The 23,022-nt window shown below is 42.0% G+C and carries 13 protein-coding genes and 2 pseudogenes; 4 read left to right on the top strand and 11 right to left on the bottom strand.

Annotated features, from left to right (window positions below):
• Nucleotides 1-125 precede the first annotated feature (125 nt).
• Nucleotides 126-1,032: pseudogene (locus Q4Q52_RS20020) on the top strand (IS5 family transposase).
• Between the two features lie 546 nt (nt 1,033-1,578).
• Here Q4Q52_RS20020 and Q4Q52_RS20025 read toward each other — a convergent pair.
• From Q4Q52_RS20025 to Q4Q52_RS20075, 11 genes and pseudogenes are all read right to left on the bottom strand, one after another.
• Nucleotides 1,579-7,371, bottom strand: coding sequence for a DEAD/DEAH box helicase (locus Q4Q52_RS20025; protein WP_311991458.1), 5,793 nt, complete (start codon nt 7,369-7,371; stop codon nt 1,579-1,581).
• A gap of 18 nt (nt 7,372-7,389) precedes the next feature.
• On the bottom strand, nt 7,390-9,384 hold the full coding sequence (locus Q4Q52_RS20030; RefSeq protein WP_311991459.1) for a hypothetical protein: 1,995 nt from the start codon (nt 9,382-9,384) through the stop codon (nt 7,390-7,392).
• Nucleotides 9,385-11,952: a hypothetical protein gene (locus Q4Q52_RS20035; RefSeq protein WP_311991460.1), complete on the bottom strand. Its 2,568-nt coding sequence runs from the start codon at nt 11,950-11,952 to the stop codon at nt 9,385-9,387.
• Nucleotides 11,953-12,069: 117 nt separating this feature from the next.
• Complete coding sequence (locus tag Q4Q52_RS20040; RefSeq protein ID WP_311991461.1) at nt 12,070-12,489, bottom strand: hypothetical protein; 420 nt, start codon at nt 12,487-12,489, stop codon at nt 12,070-12,072.
• A gap of 27 nt (nt 12,490-12,516) precedes the next feature.
• The gene (locus Q4Q52_RS20045; RefSeq protein WP_311991462.1) at nt 12,517-13,071 is read right to left on the bottom strand and encodes a hypothetical protein; all 555 of its coding nucleotides are present in this window, start codon (nt 13,069-13,071) and stop codon (nt 12,517-12,519) included.
• Nucleotides 13,072-13,197: 126 nt separating this feature from the next.
• Nucleotides 13,198-13,611, bottom strand: a pseudogene (locus Q4Q52_RS20050) (DUF4113 domain-containing protein); the annotation flags it as partial.
• Between the two features lie 15 nt (nt 13,612-13,626).
• A complete protein-coding gene (locus tag Q4Q52_RS20055) occupies nt 13,627-13,902 on the bottom strand; it encodes a hypothetical protein (RefSeq protein ID WP_311991463.1) in 276 nt (91 codons plus the stop codon).
• A 158-nt stretch (nt 13,903-14,060) separates the two neighbouring features.
• Nucleotides 14,061-14,621 carry a hypothetical protein gene (locus Q4Q52_RS20060; protein WP_311991464.1) on the bottom strand — a complete coding sequence of 187 codons (561 nt, stop codon included), beginning with the start codon at nt 14,619-14,621 and terminating at the stop codon, nt 14,061-14,063.
• A gap of 376 nt (nt 14,622-14,997) precedes the next feature.
• Complete coding sequence (locus tag Q4Q52_RS20065; protein ID WP_311991465.1) at nt 14,998-15,312, bottom strand: hypothetical protein; 315 nt, start codon at nt 15,310-15,312, stop codon at nt 14,998-15,000.
• 98 nt (nt 15,313-15,410) lie between these two features.
• Nucleotides 15,411-16,619, bottom strand: a complete 1,209-nt coding sequence (locus tag Q4Q52_RS20070; protein WP_311991466.1) for a hypothetical protein — start codon at nt 16,617-16,619, stop codon at nt 15,411-15,413.
• Nucleotides 16,620-16,854: 235 nt separating this feature from the next.
• Entirely contained in the window at nt 16,855-18,867 is a 2,013-nt protein-coding gene (locus tag Q4Q52_RS20075; protein WP_311991467.1) for a DUF3987 domain-containing protein, read from the bottom strand.
• 376 nt (nt 18,868-19,243) lie between these two features.
• Here Q4Q52_RS20075 and Q4Q52_RS20080 point away from each other — a divergent pair, with 376 nt between their 5' ends.
• The 3 genes from Q4Q52_RS20080 (at nt 19,244) to Q4Q52_RS20090 (ending at nt 23,018) form a co-directional block, all read left to right on the top strand.
• Nucleotides 19,244-19,906 (top strand): hypothetical protein, encoded by a 663-nt coding sequence (locus Q4Q52_RS20080; protein WP_311991468.1) that lies wholly within the window; start codon nt 19,244-19,246, stop codon nt 19,904-19,906.
• Nucleotides 19,907-20,052: 146 nt separating this feature from the next.
• A complete protein-coding gene (locus Q4Q52_RS20085) occupies nt 20,053-20,988 on the top strand; it encodes a site-specific integrase (RefSeq protein ID WP_311991469.1) in 936 nt (311 codons plus the stop codon).
• Nucleotides 20,985-23,018 (top strand): AAA family ATPase, encoded by a 2,034-nt coding sequence (locus Q4Q52_RS20090; RefSeq protein ID WP_311991470.1) that lies wholly within the window; start codon nt 20,985-20,987, stop codon nt 23,016-23,018. Before Q4Q52_RS20085 ends, Q4Q52_RS20090 begins: the two co-directional genes overlap by 4 nt.
• The last annotated feature ends 4 nt before the right edge of the window (nt 23,019-23,022 follow it).

Raw genomic sequence — 23,022 nt, forward strand, 5'->3', positions numbered from 1 at the left:
GTTTACAAAAATTTACCTTGTTTAAAAGCTGGGTCTGTTACCAAGGGCTTTGTTTCCTAAATCGGTTGAACTAAAGCAGTAGCCGCTGATCTGATCGACACAGCCTATCAACTACCCCCTCAACCGTGCCAAAACCTCGCTACAAAACAACCAACTGGAAGCAATACAATCAAGCTTTAATCAATCAGTGGCTCACTTACCTTCTGGATTGATGAAAGCTATTACTCAGTGGAAGGCCAATGCAGAGCAACCAAGGAAAGGTCGCCCTCGCGTGTTTAGCGACTTAGCCATTACCACTGCGCAGATGGTTAAACGTGTTTTCTCTATGCCACTGCAAGGCTTCATTATCTCGGTGTTTAAATTGGGTGGCATTCCACTAATGTGTCCACATTACACTTGCATCAGCAAACGCGCAAAAACGGTCAATATTGCTTTTAAAACCAAGACTCGCGGCGGCATCGAGCACTTGGCTATCGACTCCACAGGCTTAAAGGTTTACGGTGAAGGTGAGTGGAAAGTGAAGAAACACGGCACAGATGGAAAGCGCAGAATGTGGCGTAAACTGCATATTGCCGTAGATACACATACTCACGAGATTATTGGTGCAGAACTCAGCTTATCAAATGTGACCGACGCTGAAGTCATGCCGAATTTGCTCAAACAAACCCATCGTAAAATCCGCAATATCTCAGGTGATGGTGCTTACGACACGAGATCCTGTCATGATGCCGTTCGTAGAAAACGCGCTTTAGTGCTCATCCCGCCTCGGGAAGGTGCTGCGCTCTGGGAACAAGGACATCCACGTAACTTAGCGGTCCGTTGGCAACAACTTCATGGTTCAAATAAACAGTGGAAGAAGCGCTATGGGTATCATCGTCGGTCAATCTCAGAAACTGCCATGTATAGGGTAAAGCAACTACTCGGTGGCAGATTAAGCCTGCGAAATTATAACGGTCAAGTAGGAGAACTTACGCAATGATAAGGGCGTTAAACAAGCTCACTGGGCTAGGTATGCCTGAAACTCACATATAGTTTGATCTTTAAACAATTATGAGGGGCTTTGTTCGCTGAGTCGATTTAGGAAACAAAGCCACAGTTAACACGTAAAGTGACTCATTTGTACTTTAATAACTGTTAACATGCAGAAATCGTGTATCTACGAGCAGAATTCAGCTGTTTTCGAAGCGAATTGCTAGATTATGTCGATAAACTTCGTTTATGCAGTTTTATGTGCATAAATAGTCAGATTTTGACTTGTCCCATACAACTTGCTCGCTTAGAGACAAAAATGATTCAAAGCTTTAGGACAATGTACGATTTAGCGATCTATTACGTTAGTGTTTCAACTATCAAATATTTATATGTTTGGCAAATTCGGTATCGGCGAAGGAAAGCTGGTTCATGGTTGGCTAGAATCGTCGTTAGATTAAATTGGCAAGATTGTCCCATGTTACCGACTTAATCGCATGTTCCTTAAGCAACTCGCGCGTATTGTCTGAGTTATCAACCGTTACCTTGGCTGTGACGCCATGATCACAACCAAGGCCGATAGAAATCCACCGAATATCAAGAATGCGACTAGGCCTTTCGAAGTCTATCGAGAGTATTCATCAATCTTCTGTTGGCCTCAAAAGTATCGATACAGTATACCTTATCAAACTGTCTTCTTAGCTCGACAAGAGACTCATTTATCACTTCAGAAGGCGACCCTAATACATCCCAGAAAGGGTGAACGACCATGTAAGCCTCTGTTTCATCAGTAACAACTGGCAAATTAAGTGCCCCGACTTTGCTTACTCTCCTTGAACTAGGATTTAGCCTTTGTATCGATTGAGCTGCGTCTTTTGCCAATACAGGCCAATCGCTTAGCTCTTTATATTCATGGAAATTTCCATCCAAACCCACAACATGTTCAGGGTCTAACAGGCAACGCATAAAGCTGAGACCGAGACGCCAATCAAGAAGTCCATGATAGTTTTTATTACCAAACCGTTGGATACAGCGATAGCACGAAAGCGCACATTGATCACGATGTTGCTGTTCAAAAAAAGTACTTGTCATTTGATCGCTTGGATCATTCAACATTGCTCGCATTAACTCTACAGCTAACGGCTCTTTGAGATAGTTGGCAGCCAGTCGCTTGCTAAAGCCGGCTCCGTTCACCAAAGTATCAGCAATTTGCAGGTATGGGTGACCTTCTCGTAATCGAGGCTCAAGCACTTCGAACTCTTCTGGCGCAATGTCCATCGCCAATGCCGCTCGCTGAACAAGCATGTGTGTTGCACTGAGAGCTGCGGAACGTATTTTTGTATGATCTCGTTCTCGCGTACCTACTTTATGAAGATCCAATCCAGGTGTTATGTTGATCATTCCCAAACTGATTGCATCTGTTTTCTTTTTTGAATAGAAGCGCACTTGCTCTGGTTCAGAGCCTTCAGGAGTGGATTGCCAGTTGTTACCATAGACAAGTTTTGTATCTATCGTTTGATTAGATAATTGACTTAGTTTGACATCCGCAGAGTAAACATTAGTTTGTGTTTTTCGAACTAATGTATAAGGCTGATGCTCGGATGTAGTGTCGATCGGTCCTCTATTTCTTCTGATAACGAGGGCATCACTACCACTTGCAACCATGACATTTGTTAGTTCAACCTGATGATTGACCATTGGTGAAATGATCGAGCCGGTTTCTCTCCTTAATGCTGGCCTTTGTGGCTCTGTTCCATCGGAAACTTGCGGATAAAAATCTGTTCTAAAGGCCGCTGGTGAGTGGTACTGCTCGAACATAGAGAAAGGTATAGATTCACCACAGTCAGAACAAACTTGGTCAGCAACCAAGTTGTCCATAAATTTACTTTGTAAAGCCCCGCAATGAGGGCAGTCAGCCAACATCTCTGTATCAGTCCACCACTGAGATACTGGCTCAGGTATAAGTTTGTTACCCCCATTGGAACGCTGAATAAAACCTAAAGGACTCATAACACCTATACTTTTATGTAGTTTCTTATCACGAACCAATATTTGCCCTGGTGAAAACTCGTAGATTGCTATATCTAAATCACGATCAACTGCGTCCCATTCAGGATCTTTACCATTTTTAGATTTAATTCCCAGATATAGTGGACGAACTCGTGTCGGCATACCAAACATGGGTAGCAAGGCGCATTCAGCTAAGAATTGTCCGAGACCCAAAGCCCTGCTTTTTCCCTCTGACTTGAAAGATTTTATTTCCTCAATAAGTTTTGTGGCCGATTCAGTATACTCAATCAGCTTCTCCAATATTTCAGGCTTCCCTTGGCCCAAACTTTTCGCAACGTCTTTGGCAAAGCTAATAGTTTGGTTTGCTGCTTGCAAAAGTCGAACGGACCAATTCTGAGTATCATCGTAAAAAAGTGCAGCAGGTATAAATTCACCATGAATATCCGGCGCAACCACATCCCCAGGATACCTAGCTCCATCTTCATCACGTAAAATCTGAAAGGCCCGCGTTAACCAAGCTTTGCGCAGCAATCGAAGACTAATGTCGATATGATCTTGTGTTAGAAAAGGCGGTGGCGGAGCATCGCCAGTTATCTCTTCAGGGTGATGAAAATAGTGCTGATCATGACTTCTTCCCCGACATAAAGTCATGGCTAACGAGAATGCTTGCCCTCTTCGTCCAGCCCGCCCTACACGCTGTTGATAGTTAAATCGCTGTGGTGGCATATTTGCCTGATAAACCGCTTGCAAAGAGCCAATGTCGATCCCCACTTCCATCGTAGTAGTCACCGATAACAGATCAATTTCTTCCGCCAGTCTCTCAAGTTCATTAGTGTTATCAATGAAAATGCCACTAAAACGACGTAATCGATCTGCTGGATCATCAGTTTGACCAGTCAGCTCTTCACACCTCAACCGAAAGCTATTTTCCTCATTTGATGCTCGAGTTAAACGTCGTGATATATAGTTTCGCTCACGTAAATCTTTCGTTGTCGCATTACTGAAAGATGGCAAAGGAACGTAACAACGTGTACAAATTCCTGCACCTACATGTAAGTGAGCACGACCACACGTCGTGCACTCGTATACAGTGTCGCTTTCTTGAGCAAGGCAAATATGCAGCTTTTCGATTCTAATTACACCATTAGTATGGCCATATTCTGAAAACTGTTTTAGCAGTTTATTTACTTTGTCTTCAGTTAGTCCTGCCTTATTAATAAATGTTTTTACTCTTTTGCTACCAATATCTGAGTAAACAGCCCACTCTTTTCTATCTTCTGTAAACCACTTATTCGCTTCGACACGATAGTTATCTGATAGTACTCTCAGAAAAGCATCCGCAAGCTCCGAACTTTGATCTCGTTTATTGGTTAAGCATGGGTAGCCCAAACCAGTTTCTTCCAGCGAGAAGTAGTTTCTGGCAAAAAGTACGTCATCTAGTAACGAGAACTGCTCCGTTGAGATATGTCCGCGAGCTGCAAGAATATCATTAGCCGGTATATCTTCATTCCAATAGACGTTATCTTGTTCGATCTTGAATAAATCGGTCCAACCATACTTAACTTTTCGATCAGCACCAAAAATCTTGGATACACCAGAATCATCTGTAGGATGCATACCTAAACTAGCCATACTTCCCAGCAAAGATTTTGTTTTACGTGCTTGGTTGTCAACCTCGAGCACATGAGTAAGTGCAACTCTGTTAATATCCCCAGGATTTTTAATCTCCTTGATTTTCTTCGACAGCTCATCAAAAAGATCATCATCCCCCGCATCTTCAGCCTCTTCTCGCATTTTTCTTAAGTCGGCTACCGACTCCTTAGGCATCTCTATTTGCTGAAGCGCTTTAATTAGGAGTTTTCTGCGTGTATCAATATGGTGATTACGTTCGATATTCAGAGCAGTTTTAGCTGCATCTTGCCGACTATCGGAAAAGGAAATGAGTTTTGTCGCCGTTCCTGAGCGTTTTAGGATTTCCATTACTTCAGTTGCTAACAACTGTGAGGTCTTGTCAAAACCGGTTTTAAAGCTACGAATGGGAGATCTGCGATACTCTTCACTTCGTCTAGAGTAATCAGTGCCGCATGCAGGACAAACATGCGGTGCTGCCGTTTTCGGGCTTTTAAGCGCAAGCGGTGAACCTTGTTTTATAAAAAGGCGACCAGACAATATAAAGGAGCTATCGGATAACTTTGAAGCACCTTGCTTTACCTGACCATTCCGAGTGTCCAGAAACGCTAGCTGCCATATTTCATTATCACAATCCCCTTTTTGAGCATCATGCTGGACTGGCCAGAATAATAAAAAGTCATCATGACTCAATTGCTCAATTGCCACTTCTGATCCAGCTTCAGGTAATCGCTCTAATTCGGGTGAGTTCGGTAGAATCTCATATTCCTCGCGCGGCCCACCTCGGCTTAATTTACCCCTGCGCCCACCAATAAATTCTTCATGACAGCTTTCACAGTGGAAAAGCTCAAAAAGCCGTAGGGATTCTTCGCCAACCTTAATATGACTACGACCTCTCTCCACGGTGAGACCATGATACGTCAATTTACCATCAATTGACTGGGTACTCGCGTAAAGCCCTTCTAGACTGCGTAAGAACAGATGTTGCCTGAAACTAGTCGCATCAATATTTTTTAGCTTATCACCCAGCCCTCTCAGCAGTGTCAAACCACGCAAAGCTTCTTGCTGCTGACTCGACCCAAAAATGACTTGAGCAAGCCTAGACAAAGGTCGAGCTTTTATCCCATCTTCACCCTGACAAGCGAGCATCAACCGTGTTGCCGCTTCACTAATCACAGCTTCAGGTGATGAAGATGTTGCGAGCCCTAAAGTCTGTCCACATTCAGTTATTAGCTGCTGAAGGTACACGTCTTTATCTAACACTGTATGAGGCTGCCCGATAAAGTCATCATTTGACGAGGCAAGGTGATTAAGCAGCTTTTTAAAAGGCGATGGGTTCAAATTATCCTGATGTTTTGGCTTAGGTAATTGAGGCTGCCCCGTTACCACCGCCTCAGCCCAGTCTTCAGGACTTTCAGCACCTGATATTAGAGGAGCAGAATGAGTACCCGAATCGCCAAAAAAATCATAGAGATATTCTAGGCTTTTCTCTCGCATATCGCCCTCAAGCGGTAATGAGGCGCTCGAAGCCAAAATGCGTAATTTGTGTCGCAACTCTGGACGATCCAATCCCAAGCGATTAATCAGCAAGCGCAGCAAGCCAGCCATTTCTGTACCAGCAGAACCTCGAATTAAATGCAGCTCATCTAGCACCAAGAAGAAATACGCATCAGGGTCTGATTCCAACCATTCCCGTGTATGATCAAATATGGGGGCTTCTACTTCCCTAGACAACATTGCATTTAGCATAGAAACGTTAGTGACTAACAGATCAGGCGGTGTTTCTTGCATGTCCCATCGAGAAATAAGCTCTGCGCCATCTGGCGAAGGAAATAGAAATCTCGTTGAGTCATTTCTTCTTTGATCCGACTCTTTAACAGTTCGATTAAATTCTTCTGCACTTTGGTCTGCACTGAATGCCGCTTTGTAGTGATCAGCTGCATCCTGCATAGCCTTCTTAACCCGCGTCTGGCGCTGCTTCTCTTTCTTAGTATCTTTTGATCTTGGATGCTCACGATAGCCTGCAACAGGACTAGCGCCTGTGTAGCGACCAAAAAAGATCCTGTTACCATGAGCTCTTGTATCCAGTGTTTTACAAGCTTCACTTGAGTCCAACATTTTCCTTAGACGTACCATCTGGTCTTCAACCAAAGCATTCATCGGATAGAGAAGCAAAGCTCTAACAGCTTTTGGCCTGTCTGGGCTTTCATCCTCTCGATGAAGGGAGAACTGGCTTCCCTCTTTCCACCACTGTTTGCTTAAAAAACTGGGCTTAGGTGCAGGCCAACGTGTTGCTTCTGCGACTAGCTCTGAAAGTACTGGAAGAAGAAAAGACTCGGTTTTACCTGACCCTGTCCCTGAGGTAACGACACCAGGCCGTCCAGGCTTCAATCCTCGCCAAAGCATGTCTACTTGATGTTTATACGGCTTAAAAACACTGACTCTTTTTAACTCACCAGTCCCACCCTTACCTGGAAAAAGCCCAGAATAGACCATTTCTAAAATAGCTATTCGTTGTTCCCTGCTAAACCTTTTAAACGGGTTTGTTTCGGTTTCATCATCTAAAAATGACTCAAGCGTACTTTGTGATGGCTGATAGCGTAAAATTGGCTCTAAGAATGGCTCAGGCATCAAAGTACCAGGCTCACTCAGCAACCTTCTCCGATCATTCGACAACTCTTCTCGTCGAATGCGATAAGCAGTATTTAAGTAAGACAGATATAATTTGTGAATTTCTTGATATGCACCAATAGGATCTAGCATGACAGCTTCCTTGAAAGTTTATTCGATAATGCCCTTTAACCACTGCAGACCTTGATCTCGAAGGCTTACAGTTTTATCTAACTGTTCGCTGACTGGAGTATCAGAACTATTGGCCATAGCTAACGCTCGATATAAAGCGGTCTCAGATCTGAGTTCGAAATAGTCAGTTGGATCACAAAGATCGATGACCTCGTCTAAATCATCTTTATCCACCGCGATATTAGTACCCGAACTCCAGCAAATTGAGGTGACTTGCTGCTGTTCAGGATTTGAAAACTGCTTCAAACCACATGGTTGGGTTTTAGGCACTATAGGGAAAGAGAATCGTGGCAACTCCTTCCATACGCGGTCGGCATCCAACTGGTCATGTTCTATACTAGCTACTACTAAAAGATTTGTAGGCCTTTTATCGCTATGCAACACACCAATCAAACTTGGTAACCATAAATCCATTGGGCTTCGGTGTAGGCCATCTAACCAGACCAATTGAACTTGATCAGGGTTATTTTCCGCTTCAAGCCAAGCATAAGCAAATCCTGTTGGCTGATCTTTAGCTGGGTGAACCCAAAGGTCATCTAGCTGCAATACACTAGGGCCAAGGGGCACACGGACAAAATCACCACGACTGACTGCTCGGGCGTATGCCTGCACCATTACTTCAGCTTGTACTTGAGGCAAGATTACAAGAGCTCCCGAACGTGCTCCCGTATCAAACAGACTCATGGACTCAGATAATATTCCAGCATCACGGGCGACTTTATTGAGACGTTCAGGAATTTGAGAGAAGGTTATATGCTCACTGGTACTGGCGACTTGCGCCAGAGACCAGGGGGGAATTTGTACATAACGAGGCGATAGATGTCTGGCATAATCTCCCAACACTGAACGAAGGCCGTTCAATAATTGTTCAAAGTCTTTATCAACCAAGTCATTTTCTACACCAAGTACAGGATTAAGACGCTGGATTTGACCAAGTAGTTCTTCACCCAAGTGGGTCAAGGTCGCTTCTAAGCGCTCTGCCTCTTCTTTCTTTGATATCAACTCTTCAGATACAAGTTTTAATTGACGGCGAGTATCTTCCAGCACTTGCTTGAGCTCATGATGGCTATCCTCAAGCTGTAAACGAACATGTGGTTCTAATTCTTCACGTAAGCTGTTTTCAACTTTACAACGTGTCTCTTCAAGTTGCTGTTTAACCGGTTCAATTTGAGTTAGCGTTTCAGCAATTCGAATGGGAACATCTACATAGGTATCTAACCGATTGCAAAATGACGGAAGCCAAGCAGCTAGATACGCCATATCTGTATGCTCATCGGCTAAGTTCTTAGCTCGGGTAAAAACACTTACTAACTCATCTCGCTTATTCTTACTAAGCCCGTTGCTATCGCTCTTACGAAGTGCATCTAGCAAGTCGCTTAATAAATCTTGATCAAATTTCCATGGTAGATCATAAAGTGCTTCTAGAACTGTCTTATCGGGCACCTCGTAAAGCCGTTCATTGATTCGATCACTTTTGAATATCATAGGGTTAAGTGAAGAAACGGTAATAGTGCCACTTCGAGAAACATAGCGATTAGTCGCTTGGTCTAGAGTCAAATGGACTACTAGGCATTCCTCATCCGATATGGCAATTATGACTTCTTCAGAATCAATGGCATCAACTGAAAATCCAACTTCAAGACACTGATAACGGGCAAACTCCATTCCACCTTTTTTTCGATAGTCTAGAATACAACGTACAGGCTTGGCTCTGGGATCTACCACGAACTGATCGTAGCTATCACCTTTTATTTGTGAGTTAGGCTGCACCTTAAAAGTAATTAGTTGATCACTTTTAATCCACCTTAAACTAAAGTCATAAGCAAATGCAGTTCCATTAGGGGGAAGGTCATATTTGAAACTATCGGATATCACCCAGTAACCGCCAGACTCTTTTGCTAATGCTTCAATTTGTGACTTACTACCAGAGTTATAATCCCTAACACTTTTACCTAAATATACCTCATCTAACATTTATCCTAACTCCTTGAAAATTGGCCAATAGCTGCGCTGACCTCTTTGTCGATCTTGTGCCATTTTCTGAATAATATTTTGTTGTCTTGCCGAGCCTTTATCACCAATAGCTTGACCAAAAATTCGTTTTAACTCGGTCAACTGAGCACTTGTTACACCATAGCCATAGCAAAACTCTGAACCCTCCTGCCGAGAGCCTGATTGCTGAGCCGTTACTCGTCGAAGCCATTTCGCGATGCACAGTGGTAAATAGCCAGATTTAGCCTGACGAATAAGTGAGTCTTCTCGACTCGCAAACAATGGAGTACACGTTTGGCGTGAATACTCTAAGAGAGCAGCTAAGCACTCAGAAGAGCCGAACACCAACTTCTCGGCCATCGTGATGCAGAAAAAATCCTGACTATCATCTCGTACATACCGATGCAGCTGGAGTTGCTCTGTATCAGAATGAGACTCTGATTTTTTAAAACTTTTGGTATCGGTACACCAAACACTTTCTAACTTTCGACCTTGATGTGTTCGACTATCGGTAAACCAGCAACTAGGAGCAGGCTGTAATAAGGGTTCTCGTGCATGAATCAAAGGCCAATTTAAAGCCTCAGCTAAACTTTGTAGGTTATCCCCTTCAACGCAGATAACGGGTACAGACCAAGATTGTTCTGCATTAATGTAATAATCGACGCAGTGCCTTTTGGCTTCAACTTCAAGCAGCTCACGCTCAAGAAAGCCTGTTGCCCCTTCAATGATTGCAATACCATGCCCAGTTTTTACTATACTGGGAGGCAAAACTCGCCAACGCCTCCCGCGCCATTTTTTACTAACGTCTTGTTCTAGCCATCCAGCTTCTTCTAAGGAACGAATTAAATCCCAAGGATTAAGTTTTCCAGGCAAAACGGGCTTTAAAAAGCTTAAAATGTCACGTTCAGAACGGGTGGCACCTGCTCTGGCATAGATGACCTCTAAAGCATCAAGCAACTGTGAAGGGCAAAACGCTGTATGTACAGGTACTACTCCATCAAAGATTAACTCACCTTCCTCGAACCGCACTTCTTGAGCGTCAACAAAACCATTTTCCGGACGGCTAGGCCATTTATCATTTCGAGATGCCTTACTCGTAAAGGAAAACTCTAACGATTTATAGAATTGGTCTCCATTGATCTGAATACTCCACTGACCATCCAGTACGTTGTTAGCCCCAATCGATGCGACATGGTTCTGTATATAAAGATTCAGTTTTGGTGATGATTCAATTTGCATTGATTCAGGCAAATTAATATATGGAAAATAACCTGGAATCCCCAACCACTTCCCCTTGCGATCTTTTACTCCCCCCTCAACGGAAAGCTCACGGGTTACTACCTTTGGATCACAGTCAATCCCCTCCCCAAACGTAAGTTGCTTAGCTTGATCAATATCCATTTTCTCAGATACAAACCAGCCACGTTCTAACTCCAGTGGATTTCTAAATGAGTCAATATAGGATTTTACGTTAGTCAATATAATGGTGGAGACATTATCAACAGGCCGATCATCCTGAGTCCATAAGCCGTCATGACCTTCAAATAGTATGATCGTGCCTATCGTCATCATCTGTTGAAGCTGAATAGGTATCTTAGGATCATTTAATTCTCGTAGAAATCGGCCGAAACCACCTTCCCAGCATGACCGATTTAACTCTTCCCGTTTATTTCCTTTTGCAACAAGAACGTCTACACCACTTTCATCCGCTCCATAAAAATCAATAGAAATACGCCAAAGAAGCATGGATTGATTGAACGAGTCAGCATTGGCAATGTCGCCGAGAACACGTTCTATTATTCGCCAGAACGCATGATTTTCTATCGCTTTGCCATGATGGAAGCGGGTTTCAAGCTCCATAATATGCGAGTCAATTCGCTGGCGCGCTGTTTCAGGCAATTCATATTGACAGTTGCGAATATGCTGAAAAAGAGCATAACGGCTCTGCATATCATTGAACCGCGCTTTCTTCAGTATCCTCTTTAGTGCGGCTAAATCTTCCCAAGATGGATAGGCTAGCTTTAGAGCTATTCCGATGTTTTTATAACTGCCAGGATCAGGAAGAGAAATAGGACGATACAAAGCGGATTGCCGCGTCCACTTAGCAAGAGCTTCCCATAAACTATTGATACCTGATACACTTTGCTCTCTGCCCTTATCATCCCCGAATAATTCACCGAGACGGTCACGGAAGTCTTTATTTTCACCTGCCCCGATTGGCGTTGAAGTAACAAAACAACTTAAGACCAAAAAATGAAAGTTTTCGAAGGCGAATCTACCTTGATGCAATGAGACCTTATCACCAAGAACACTATGAACGCCTTTTCTGGTGAAAATTTTCATAAACGCCACGAGTACTTGTTCTTGGGGAGTGTCTGGATAGCCAACTGCAACAGCTAATTCTTCAGCTGTTGCATTGAGCCATTCCAAAGGCTGTTGTCCATAGGGACCATCAACGGAAAGATAGTGCTTTTGCAGGCGCAGCTTCCACTCCGCACGACTTAATGCCTCTAAAGGAATGATGAATTTTTGTTCAACAAAACCGGTCACAGTTGTCCTTTTATTGTGTTCTATTCACTCTTAAATACAGTTTTACACAGTATTCACGCAACCACTGTCTAAACATAAACCAGACTCATAATCTATATGATGACTCTCACAATAATCCTAAGTGCATCCTGTTGAAGCGAGTTGTCCATAATGACCACAAATAACGCAATCATAGTTTTTATCTTTTACTTTTCGGTATGGCTTGAAGGTTTCGCCAAACGAAATATCACTACTTTTCGCACCTTTTGGCCAAGAGGAAGCTGTACCCGAAATTATGAGAAACGGAGAAATAGCAACCATTCTCCTTTTTATAAAAAATTCAACGGCTTGCTGAATTAGAGTTAGAGAAGTTGTTAAAGTTTGTCGGGCAGCATTCCAATAGCGTGTTTTATCACTTTCATCGAACTGAGTATCATAAAAGGTATCACTAAGCTGACTATATTCGTTGAGCAAAGCTGTTATCTGATCCCAAGCTAGATTCAGCAAATTATTTGCAGATTCATCAAAATCAGCTTTTGTTGGGATGTTTATTATCATCGTATATTACTCTTATGCTATAACGCCTTATTGTGAAGCAGGCTCTCGTCCGTAAAGAACGTCATTTCTGTGTTCCCAAAACTCATACAGCTCATGGCGTGTTTTGATAATTAAAGAAGTTATTTTCTCCATAGACTCTTCAGTAAACTGCACATATTCCTGTTGCATTCCTTTCTTTGACATTTTGAGCTTAATGTATGTATAACCATCAGAATCGGTCGCTTGCCAATCCGCATGTACGACCATATTTCGAAGACGACCACACTCGTTAAGATTTGTGATTATTTGCTCGTAACCATTCAAAAATTGCCCTATACCCAACTGAAAGTCATCGCAAAAACGCTTTAGTAAGTCGACTTTCGAAGAATAGTTAAGTTTATTAAGCACTATTAAGCCGGGAGAGTCAGTTCGATCAGTAAAGTTTTCACATAAAACCGAATCAAGATCAGACTCCAATGAGTTGAAGTACATGACTATTAGGCCAATGTAAGGAATAGTTCTATCTAAATATTCCTCAGCTTTTTCCTCATCCTCTATATCGTGATAGAGGTGCTGCTGAAACTCTATAAACTTGTTCTTCAAGATATAGTCCTCTTTGCTACATGATGCTCTTATATGCACTTTGTTGCATTAGAAAAAGTAAATCAATTGATGCTTTAATTAATTGATCAATATGCGCATCGAAACAAATAATGGGGCACAACTTCGTTAGCACTTAATACACCTTCGCCACTTAGTCGTATATTGAGGTGTTAATAAATCCCTCCGCATAGCCCATTTTTGCTCTATGCCTTGAGCCGCAATAAACAGGGTATCACTACCATAGCGTTGGTTAATGTGATCGAGTGTAAGCATTAGCGCTGGCTTTGCTGTTGGCGGATTGAACAAGTCTAATTGACTATGTTTCTCGCTCACTAAATCAATCAAACCTACGCCTATCTTGTAATAGCGCACACCTTCACGAAATAGCTTAGGTGCGGCTTCACATATAGCCTTAGTCAGCTCGACCGAACAGTTTATTGGGCAAGGGAAGTGCACCACTGTTTTATAGCTAACAGGGCGCTCATCATGGGGTGAGTTAGTGACAAATAACAACATAGTCTTGCAAGTTGAGCCATATTTTCACGTTTTATTTAGTTAGATAACAGGCCAAAGTGCCTCTGGCACACCACTATCTCTCAATTCAAATCGTTTTTTTGCGACTTCTCTTAGCCTATCAACATCCATCGAGATCGGCGAGTAAACATCCTCACCTTCTATCCAAAAGCAAATATGAAAAATATAAAAGCCATCCTGCCTCAACAATTTCTCAAATTCTGAGTTTAATGGTCGAGTAAACACATCAGTCCAATACGGCAGCCCTTTCCGTAGATTTTTCTTCGCCTCTTTTAGACTCTCTTCAACAATACTCATTAATATCCTCATCAAGACACTATGTACGTCATCTCAACAATATTTTTATTGTCGTCGTAAACTAAATTGCCACGGTATTAGAACCTAAATGAATCCAGTATCAACTGATTTGATTGACAAAAATTGCAAGAAGCCCTTACCAGAACCAGTCTGGGCAGCTACTCATCATCTAAAGACTTCAAGTATTCAATTTGCTTGCTGCTAATATTGTTAAAGTGAGGTAAGCTTTTGACGTCTATAATGATGCCATTACTCTTACATTTTTTTGCAAGAAATAAAATTGTATCCATTAATGCCCTAGCTGCTTTATCGTCTAACCGAATACTATTTTTCTCATTTTCAATAACTAAATTTTTATTTTTAATTTTTTCATTGTCTAACTCAATTTCGTGCTCATCAACACGCAGCTTTAGCAACTTAGATTTTTTCTCAAATTTTATAATTTCTTTTTTCGATTCGTTTAATGAGCTTTCAAATTCAAAAACCTTCTGAGATAGATAAACAGTTAATACACTCGTCTCATGTGGCTTACCATGAAACTGCCTCCAGACTTTACCTTTGTCACCACTCATTGGCTCGCAGGAATTGTAGATATCTTCCAATTCATCCCAATACTCTGTAACATATTCCGAAGCTTCACGATAGCTAAAAGAATAGTTGGTTATGTCACTAAACCTCATACCATATTTCCCTTCATTAAAAATACCTTTAATAACCATAGACAAGCAACAGAGTAAAAATATTTCATACTGTTAAAATAATTTGGATCAAACAAGAAATTTATATTAAACATTTAAAATATCGGAAAGAGTCTAGCTGGTTGAGTTTAGCAAACTCCCGAGCTTCATGTTTAGTCTTAAAAGGGTGAATATTAAGCTCACGCAACTGTTCAATTGCTTTTCTGGGGCAAGCCACCATCCAATCCCCATCACCACTCATAAAATTGGTTGATGAGTGTATAAAAGTGCGAACTTCGCCATTTACAACGAATGATTTGGTAAGTGAATCAATGTAATCCAACTCAGGTAGTATCTGCTGGCATGTCAGATCATAGAACTTTGGAACTGAGTGCATAGTAATCAAAAAGTACATATTTCACTTCTCGCCTACGATATCGCTATCCAATGCCGCTACTGCAATTTGTTTACCTAAATCGAATCCAATCACGATCTCACAAATACTAGGGTCTAACTCAAGCTGCTGGCATACCCTATTGGCCTCAAGGACTTTTTTAAATGGCTTTGCTTGATCAGGATAGCTGTGCCATCCCTTGAGTATCCGCGCAGATGAAATGTCAAACTTGGATAAAAACTCATCGGTATCAATGCGATAAATCAAATAACCCCAAAATGGAATATGATCTTCCACACCCAAATTATATCTAATTGTCTCAATATTTGGTTCGTCCATAAACATATAATTCCATAGCAAAAATACTGAAAAATATACTGCCACATTAATGTGTTATTAGTAATGTGGCAAGCATTGAAAACGTCTAAGGATCACATTTACGCTTCTAAAATAAGCCTTTTAAGGCGGATTAATGCAGCTGTTTGTGCCAACTGAAACTGTTCATTGTTCACTTCTAAAGTTCGGTGCTTAAATAGAAACCTGCTCAATTTCCAGCGTTTTTTGTTGATCATGCGATACCAGTAGCTAAAACCGTATTTCAGTACCATATTGCGTTGTTCTTCATTTAAGAACATCAATATCATCGGGCTATAAAAAACGGTACTTTTAAGAAAATAAGGGGCGTTTTCAAGTTGGCCAAGAGAAATAGCATCCTGTGAATCCGCAAACTTAAATACACGCTCTACACGACTAATCGGTACGTATCGTTTCTTAGCGGTATCATAAACTAGCAAATCAACGTAATGGGGCCCTTTATCTAGATATTTTCTTAACTTATCGTACGCTAAGGATCTATTCGATCTTGGGCAGCCAAGCCTCTGCGTTCCAACATGTAGGTTATTAGCTTTTTCGTTCAGAATAAAACCTCTGAGGTTGTTATTTGTACGTTCAAAGAATAAATAAGGTAGCGGTACGCCTATCAGATCCATAGCGATATCCAGACGCGTTACATTAGACTTTTCCATAATTTGCTGTGCATCATCACCTAATAGCGACTTAAACCACTCAAAAAAGGCGGTAATCTCGGCAGGACGATGCCTTGCTGGGTTTATTGATATTTTGACTAAACGCTGCTTTGGGCGCTCCTCTCTTACCTTTGGATGCAACCCCCAATAGACAATTATCTTCGAAGAGGCTTGATTCTCAAACATAGCGAAGCGTTGATATACTTCTTTACTGCCCTTTAGATATTTAACAGGGCCCGTTTTAAACAGCTTAAAATGCTCTGTAGGCACAGATTTCATAGCCGTAAATAGCGTAGAAACCACTGACTCTGGCGCGTCTATAGTTAAGTACAGCATATCGACAAAAGGGATCGCACCGTATTCGAACGGGTTCATCAATATTGCGCTCAGATAACGTTCCAGTTTTAATAGCCGAAAATGATTCAATCGCTCATGACTCGGCTTATCTTTAAACCATGCTTTAAGCTGTGTTTTAACTACTTTAGAAGGATGATTAGATAGATTGGCAGGATCACATAATTGGTTAGTTGCTTGGGTATAAGCATTTACACCTGTTATGTAGGTACTGCCAGAATGCACACTAATCACACTAGGAAGGGCTGCTTTATTAGACTTAGACATAGTTAGATCTCTATTCATGATCTCTATACTACACATATACTATATATACTAAGATACATACATATACATAATAATACTGTTGTATTATAGATAGTTACACTTGCATCAGTGTTGTTAGTGTGCATTTACAGTATGCCTGTAGATAGGTCACTAATCGTTTAGATATCTCGAAAACACACACTAATCACACTAGCGAATGGGTGGGGAAGTCATCCCCACTGTCACCCTAGTTGGCTCACCAAATAGCTTTAGGATTGATCTGCCAAAGTGTTGCACTACCTTTGTCGATTGGTTTCACAAGACCAAGTTTCTCGAGATAATGTAATGCATCTTGAATCGTCTCTTTTGCTTCATCTCCGCGCCCACTGAACCCCTTCCAATTACATTGCGCCATTTCAGACACTGACATTTTCTTATTGGCCCCTTTTTTCTTAAGCTTTTCGAATAGTTGTTTGGCCTCCTCCTGTTGAGCCATCCCCTCCACACCAAAGATTGTCATTGCATGTGACATCAAATAGGCAATGGTCTCCTCTACGTAGCTAAATGCTTCAGTCGAAATACACTCAATCTGTTTGAATGTTTCTGTATCGACGTCATAATTCAAAAACACTTGAAATATCAAAGCTAACTTACAAGATAACGCTTCATATTTACCCAGTTGACTATGCATTAGGTGCTTTTGACTGTACTTGCTGCGTTCCTTTTGAATGTAAGTCACCAAATTTTCATAATCTTCTTGAGCCTTAGCCGAAAAATGAATTAGTAGATGCTCGCCACTAAAATTTGTATCTCGTTTAGGCTCCCATTTAGCAAGTGCATCAAAAAATTTCTTACACGTAATAGCTTTTAACTTTGAAAAACCACCTGAAACTAATGGATCATCAATGGCTGTCACTGGGAGTACCATCCATAAGAAACGATTTAACAAGCCATCATTGCCATGACCCAATTGAGCCGCACTAATGTAAGGTCCCAATACATCAGGTTGAATACCAGCGAGGACAGAAACTGCTGCTTTGTCGATTAATTTATCATCTTGATTAGCGCGAGATACGCTTAGACGCCCATTACCAGATTCGCTATTCAAAAAGACGCCTCTAAGTGCCGAAGATGTGGCATCTGGTCGTTCTAAACTTTTAAAGAATGCTCCACCTTCATCTGCGACATATGCAATTGGTCGACCAAGCAACATTAATTTGTAAAGAGCGGCAAGCGTCGTATCTGTAGTAATGTGAATGCCACGGTCATGAATAGGCGCAGGTAAAACCTTATCTATTTTCGCTTTGCATTCTTCCTCAAGTTGATCAATTGATGCATAAGATTCACCTTCTTCATCATTACTTTTAATTGTTTGATTTAAAAAAACCTTAATACGCTGATTAATTGCTTGTTTAGCCATGTCAGCCTTACGTTCCCGCCCCTCATCACGTTGGTAGACACAGCTACTTGCATTACTTAAGGCTGCTAGCATTATGGGTGACTTACCTGATGCAGGATGCCCAACATTCATGACCCATATATTAGGGGATTCATAAGTCACAGAGTTGTTATTAACCGCAACTCTAAAGTCCTGAGCAAGGACAGCTCCCGTTAATCCCACTATTGAGCCAACAACATAATCGAAGTTAGGATTACCATGCTTACCGATTGACTTAGCGAGCTTTGACAATATTGGCGGAACAGTATGTACGTCAATAACCGAGGCACAATCGCCAATAGATGAGAGCGGTTTATGAGGAAGCCAACCATCAAAACCAATTCGGTTTGCGATCTCAAAATGTGTCAAAACCTTCGGTTCATTGGTGATTACAATATTACGATCACTCAAGCAAACATTATGTAGGACACGTAGTTCAACGTGAGGTAGTTCTTTAATTGATTTCAGTTGAGTTCGTTCATTGTGATCTCCCTTGCAACAGTACATCGCCACAAATGAACTTTTTACACTGTAATAATAGATTGCATCCTTAACCTGCTTAGAAAACACTTCTAAATCTTCACCAATACTGGCCTTTGGGAAAACAGCTTTAACGTAAAAGTACGACGGATCTTTGGGGATAATTTTCAAAAGTTTAACATCAGCTATAGATGATGGATTAACCTTTCTGCCGTCACGATCCCGAAGAGTGAGCAGTTTGAAATAATTACCACTCTTCATAGCGCACAATAAAGTTTCGAGTGCAAAATTTCGCTTTTCACTTGGACAAGCTTCAATCACTTCAAGGTTATTACGGTTGTTGATAGACATTTTTTAACTCCTGCTTTTATAAGATATGCATACTTTATGAAGCTAGGAGTAATTGGTAATCCCACATTTTCATGATTAAAGCCACGGATACTTGCTACAAAGCAATCAAAATAAATAACATTAAAGTCAACTACTTACGGTAGAATAGTATTTTAAGGATTCCGAGGTTTTATGTTGTTTACTGAACGTTTATTGATAAAACAAACGATGTGAGACACGGGAATTAACTTGACTATTCAGAACCAAAAGATCTAACAATGTCTTGAAACCAAAGGGGATTAACAAAGATGCGCAAAACTCAATATCAGAGAAAATTTGGCTCTAATAGTGATTCAAAAAATGTCGGATGATAAATAGTAACAAAATGGATATATATATGAATAAGAATTATGGAACTCAAGAAAACCCAATTAGACGAATTCAAGATAACTTCAAACGAGAACTAATTTCTCGCTGCAAAGACATCTGCGAGGAAGGATTAGAGACCGCTCCCGATTTAGGCAAGCTTAGAGGTGCAAGCGATTACAGTGATGACGAATACACATTTATAACAAATATCATTACCAATCAGCAATTAAGCCATAACGCCGTTAGGGTAGGTTGTTTTTTGTACATTTATGAGACAACCAATTTTGAAGAACTGGTGTTCGACCTTTCTGATTTCAACAAAAAGTTTAAAGATAAAAATTTAGCAGATGGGACTAGCAATGACTTTGTCTATGTTATTTCAGCGAAAAGCTCTCAACCTGAAATTCTTTGGTTACCAATTAAGCACCTACTAAAGCTCCTCATGGATGCAGGTATAATGCTTAACAGACAAGAATTAATTACCTGTCTTATCGAATTACATGAGTTCTACTACATCACCGCTACTGAAATTTGTTATGAAAATAGCCTTGAGCATTACAAAGCGACAGGAGAAGTGAAGAAACTCGGTTCTGATAGTAATCTAGTGCATATTCACTTAACGACCTCTATGCAGAAAAAAGCATTAACAACTAAGTGGCTCTCCTATACCAAAAATCGAATGTATACCTAACATTTTATTTATCCTAACCGTGTCAAAAACAGTGGCTGAAATTTAGTCCTCAAAGTGATATTATGAATGTGTTTCTAGTATCACTTTTCCCTTCTCGTTCAACCTTCTAAACACTATTCAATTTAATACACTTACTGGAGTTCTCTATGACTACAGCGACCCCTTATGCGCTGTATTTGAGCCGCCTGTCTATTAATAGTCAGCGCTCTATCAGCTCACAAATGCGCAGTATTGCGCGACTCATGCAGTGGCAAGAAGACTGTCTCGATGACAAGCTGTGTCAGATTGACTATCAACAAGCACTGCAAATACGCGCAGTGATGACCCATGCGCAGTGGTCAGCCCGTTCCATCAACCGCGCCATGATAGCAATTAAGAATATCGTCAAAGTGGCAGCCTTGATGAACAAAGCCGATTTATCGCAAGTTGCTAACTTACAGACCATCAATCAAGTGAAGCACGGTGAGCATCAAGGTACGCCGTTAAGCACAGAGCAAGTGACCGCAGTATTGGAGTACTGCAAAACGCAAAAAGGCACCTTTGCTACCCGTAATCTGCTGATATTCAGCCTGTTCTTGGGTACTGGATTGCGCCGCAGTGAGTTATCGGCGTTGATGCTGCACGACTATGATGCCAACTTGCATACCCTGACAGTGGCAGCAGGTAAAGGTAATAAGAGTCGCACCTTATTTTTACCTGAGTGGGTAGAGCAAAATCTGTTGGCATGGCTTAAGTTACGTCAGCGTCAGCAGGGGTATTTAGTGTGTAAGTCGACACTGACAGGCAAGCTTAAGTTAACCGAGCCAACCACACCCACGGCCTTGTATCGGTTAGTTAAAGATACCTTGTATGAGCTAGGGGTAGATAACGTATCACCCCATGATTTACGCCGTACCTTCATTACTCGCTTGCTTGAGCAAAACGTGGATATCAATACCGTGCGTCAAATGGCAGGACACGCCGATATCAGTACCACTACCATTTATGATAAACGTGACCATGCGTTTATGAAGCAAGCCGCTGCGATGCTGGATTACATCCCGCCGGATAAACCCATTAAACGGGGGCGAGGCAGTCGATGATAAACGTCAAACCCATCGCTAAACACGCTAAGCATTGTTACTACCTTGCAACTCAAATCGCCGAAGACTTATTGCTGTCAGCCGTCGATTATGGCTTTGAGTATATGCCGTCCTATGCGATTAACTCGTTAGTGGGTATCAAGCTGCAACATGGCATTAATCATGATATCGACAGCACCCTCGCGCTCTTTCCGCTTAAGGATAATTACCCTGTCATGGCAGAAACGGTGCAGCACAATGCGCGGTTTCTGTGTGAACTGTTTAAGCTTGATGCCGCGATGAAACCCATGATGGTGCTCATCATCGTGCTCAATGCCAATGCAGGGCTCAAAGAGTTGCTTAACCTGTTAGCTGACCATGATACGGATATCCTCATTCATTGGTTAGAGCATGAGACGGGGCTTAGCAGTGATGATATCCATGAGCAGCTAGAACCTTTAGCCCGTAATCGCTTTATTGAGGGAGCAGCATTACTCCTACCGCATTTGTTAAGAATACCGGAGCCGTTTAGGGTATTGTTGGTGACTGAAAAGCTCACTCGCCGTGAAGCCTTGCTCGCGCCGATTATCAAACACAGCCCCACAGCACAGTTCAAGCTGAAGCAGTTTGAGCATGTGAATGCCGATTTAGTGTATCGCTATCTAAGGGCTGCCATGGCTCAGCGGCTTAAAGGGGTTAACATTTTACTCTATGGGGCAGCGGGAACAGGCAAGACAGAGCTATCTCGCACCTTAGCAAAGGCAATGCGTCGCAGCTTAGTGGAAGTGCAAAGTGTGCAATTTGAGGATGGCAAAGTCACTGAGGAGTTCTTGAGTAAAGAGCCGACTAGCCAACGCTTAACCTACCTTAATCTACTGCAAAGCTTGCTCGATGGCTCAGATGAAAGCCTGTTATTGGTTGATGAATGCGAAAGCGTGTTTAAGCACGCTGATGAGCATTACTCTAAAGAAGGCTTAATGCGCTTACTGGAAACCAATCCTGTACCTGCTATTTGGATTACCAACCATGTATCGCAACTTGAACCAAGCTACATACGCCGCTTTAAGCTAGTGATGGAAATCCCTGTGCCCGATGAAGCCTTTAGCTTTGCCATGAGTAAAACCATGCTCAAATCACTTAAGGTGTCGGATGCATTTCGCTTGGTGTTAGCCAGCAAATCTAATGCTGCTCCGGCATATATTGCGAACGCCGCCCATGTGGCGAGTACCTTAGCTTTAACAGGGGATGAGGCTGAAATCGTGGTATTGGATGTTATCGATGCCACCCTTGAAGCCTGTGGTGAAGAGCCGCCAGCGGCTAAATATCAAGGCCAGCTAAGCTTTGACCCGAGTTGCTTAAACCTTAACGCCATCGATGGACAAGATACGCAGTCCATTATCTGTGATATCGACACCGCGATAGCCAACAGCCTCCCTGTTAGGGTGCTACTCAATGGTCCCCCAGGTACAGGCAAAACAGGCTGGGTACATCACTTAGCTGAAACCCACGGTATGGATATCATGCACATCAAGTGCTCTGATGTACTAAGCAAGTATGTCGGTGAGAGCGAGCAGAACATTGCAGCGCTGTTTAGAGAAGCGCACAGAACAAAGAAGCTGATGCTCTTTGATGAAGTCGATAGCTTGCTCAGTCAGCGTGAGAGCGCTCAAGCGCAGTATGAAGTACAGCTTATCAACGAATTGCTGTCACAGCTTGAATGCAACACAATGCCTGTGTTTGCAGCGACTAACGCACTCAGCGCAATCGATAGCGCAGTGATGCGCCGCTTTGACTTTAAACTGACCTGTGACTATCTGACGGAGCCACAGCGCCAGACCTTATATAAGCAAGTATTGGGTATCACTAAGTTAACCCAAACTGAAGCAGACCAACTTCATGCACTACAACAATTAACGCCCGGTGACTTCGCTATCGTAGCAAGGCGCATGTTATTTCAACCTAACCGCAACCACAGAGCCACGGCCATGACTCTGTTAACCCAAGAAAACAACCGTAAACAAGCCGCGCGCCGCATTGGCTTTATCAACTAAACCC

This window comes from Shewanella sp. SP1S2-4, from assembly GCF_031932075.1.
GTDB lineage: Bacteria > Pseudomonadota > Gammaproteobacteria > Enterobacterales > Shewanellaceae > Shewanella > Shewanella baltica.

What these genes read in the sequence shown, in the direction of transcription:
- Q4Q52_RS20025 (WP_311991458.1), bottom strand. Translation starts at nt 7,371, where the DNA reads ATGCTAGATCCTATTGGTGCATATCAAGAAATTCACAAATTATATCTG.
- Q4Q52_RS20030 (WP_311991459.1), bottom strand. Translation starts at nt 9,384, where the DNA reads ATGTTAGATGAGGTATATTTAGGTAAAAGTGTTAGGGATTATAACTCT.
- Q4Q52_RS20040 (WP_311991461.1), bottom strand. Translation starts at nt 12,489, where the DNA reads ATGATAATAAACATCCCAACAAAAGCTGATTTTGATGAATCTGCAAAT.
- Q4Q52_RS20055 (WP_311991463.1), bottom strand. Translation starts at nt 13,902, where the DNA reads ATGAGTATTGTTGAAGAGAGTCTAAAAGAGGCGAAGAAAAATCTACGG.
- Q4Q52_RS20060 (WP_311991464.1), bottom strand. Translation starts at nt 14,621, where the DNA reads ATGGTTATTAAAGGTATTTTTAATGAAGGGAAATATGGTATGAGGTTT.
- Q4Q52_RS20065 (WP_311991465.1), bottom strand. Translation starts at nt 15,312, where the DNA reads ATGGACGAACCAAATATTGAGACAATTAGATATAATTTGGGTGTGGAA.
- Q4Q52_RS20070 (WP_311991466.1), bottom strand. Translation starts at nt 16,619, where the DNA reads ATGTCTAAGTCTAATAAAGCAGCCCTTCCTAGTGTGATTAGTGTGCAT.
- Q4Q52_RS20075 (WP_311991467.1), bottom strand. Translation starts at nt 18,867, where the DNA reads ATGTCTATCAACAACCGTAATAACCTTGAAGTGATTGAAGCTTGTCCA.
- Q4Q52_RS20080 (WP_311991468.1), top strand. Translation starts at nt 19,244, where the DNA reads ATGAATAAGAATTATGGAACTCAAGAAAACCCAATTAGACGAATTCAA.
- Q4Q52_RS20085 (WP_311991469.1), top strand. Translation starts at nt 20,053, where the DNA reads ATGACTACAGCGACCCCTTATGCGCTGTATTTGAGCCGCCTGTCTATT.
- Q4Q52_RS20090 (WP_311991470.1), top strand. Translation starts at nt 20,985, where the DNA reads ATGATAAACGTCAAACCCATCGCTAAACACGCTAAGCATTGTTACTAC.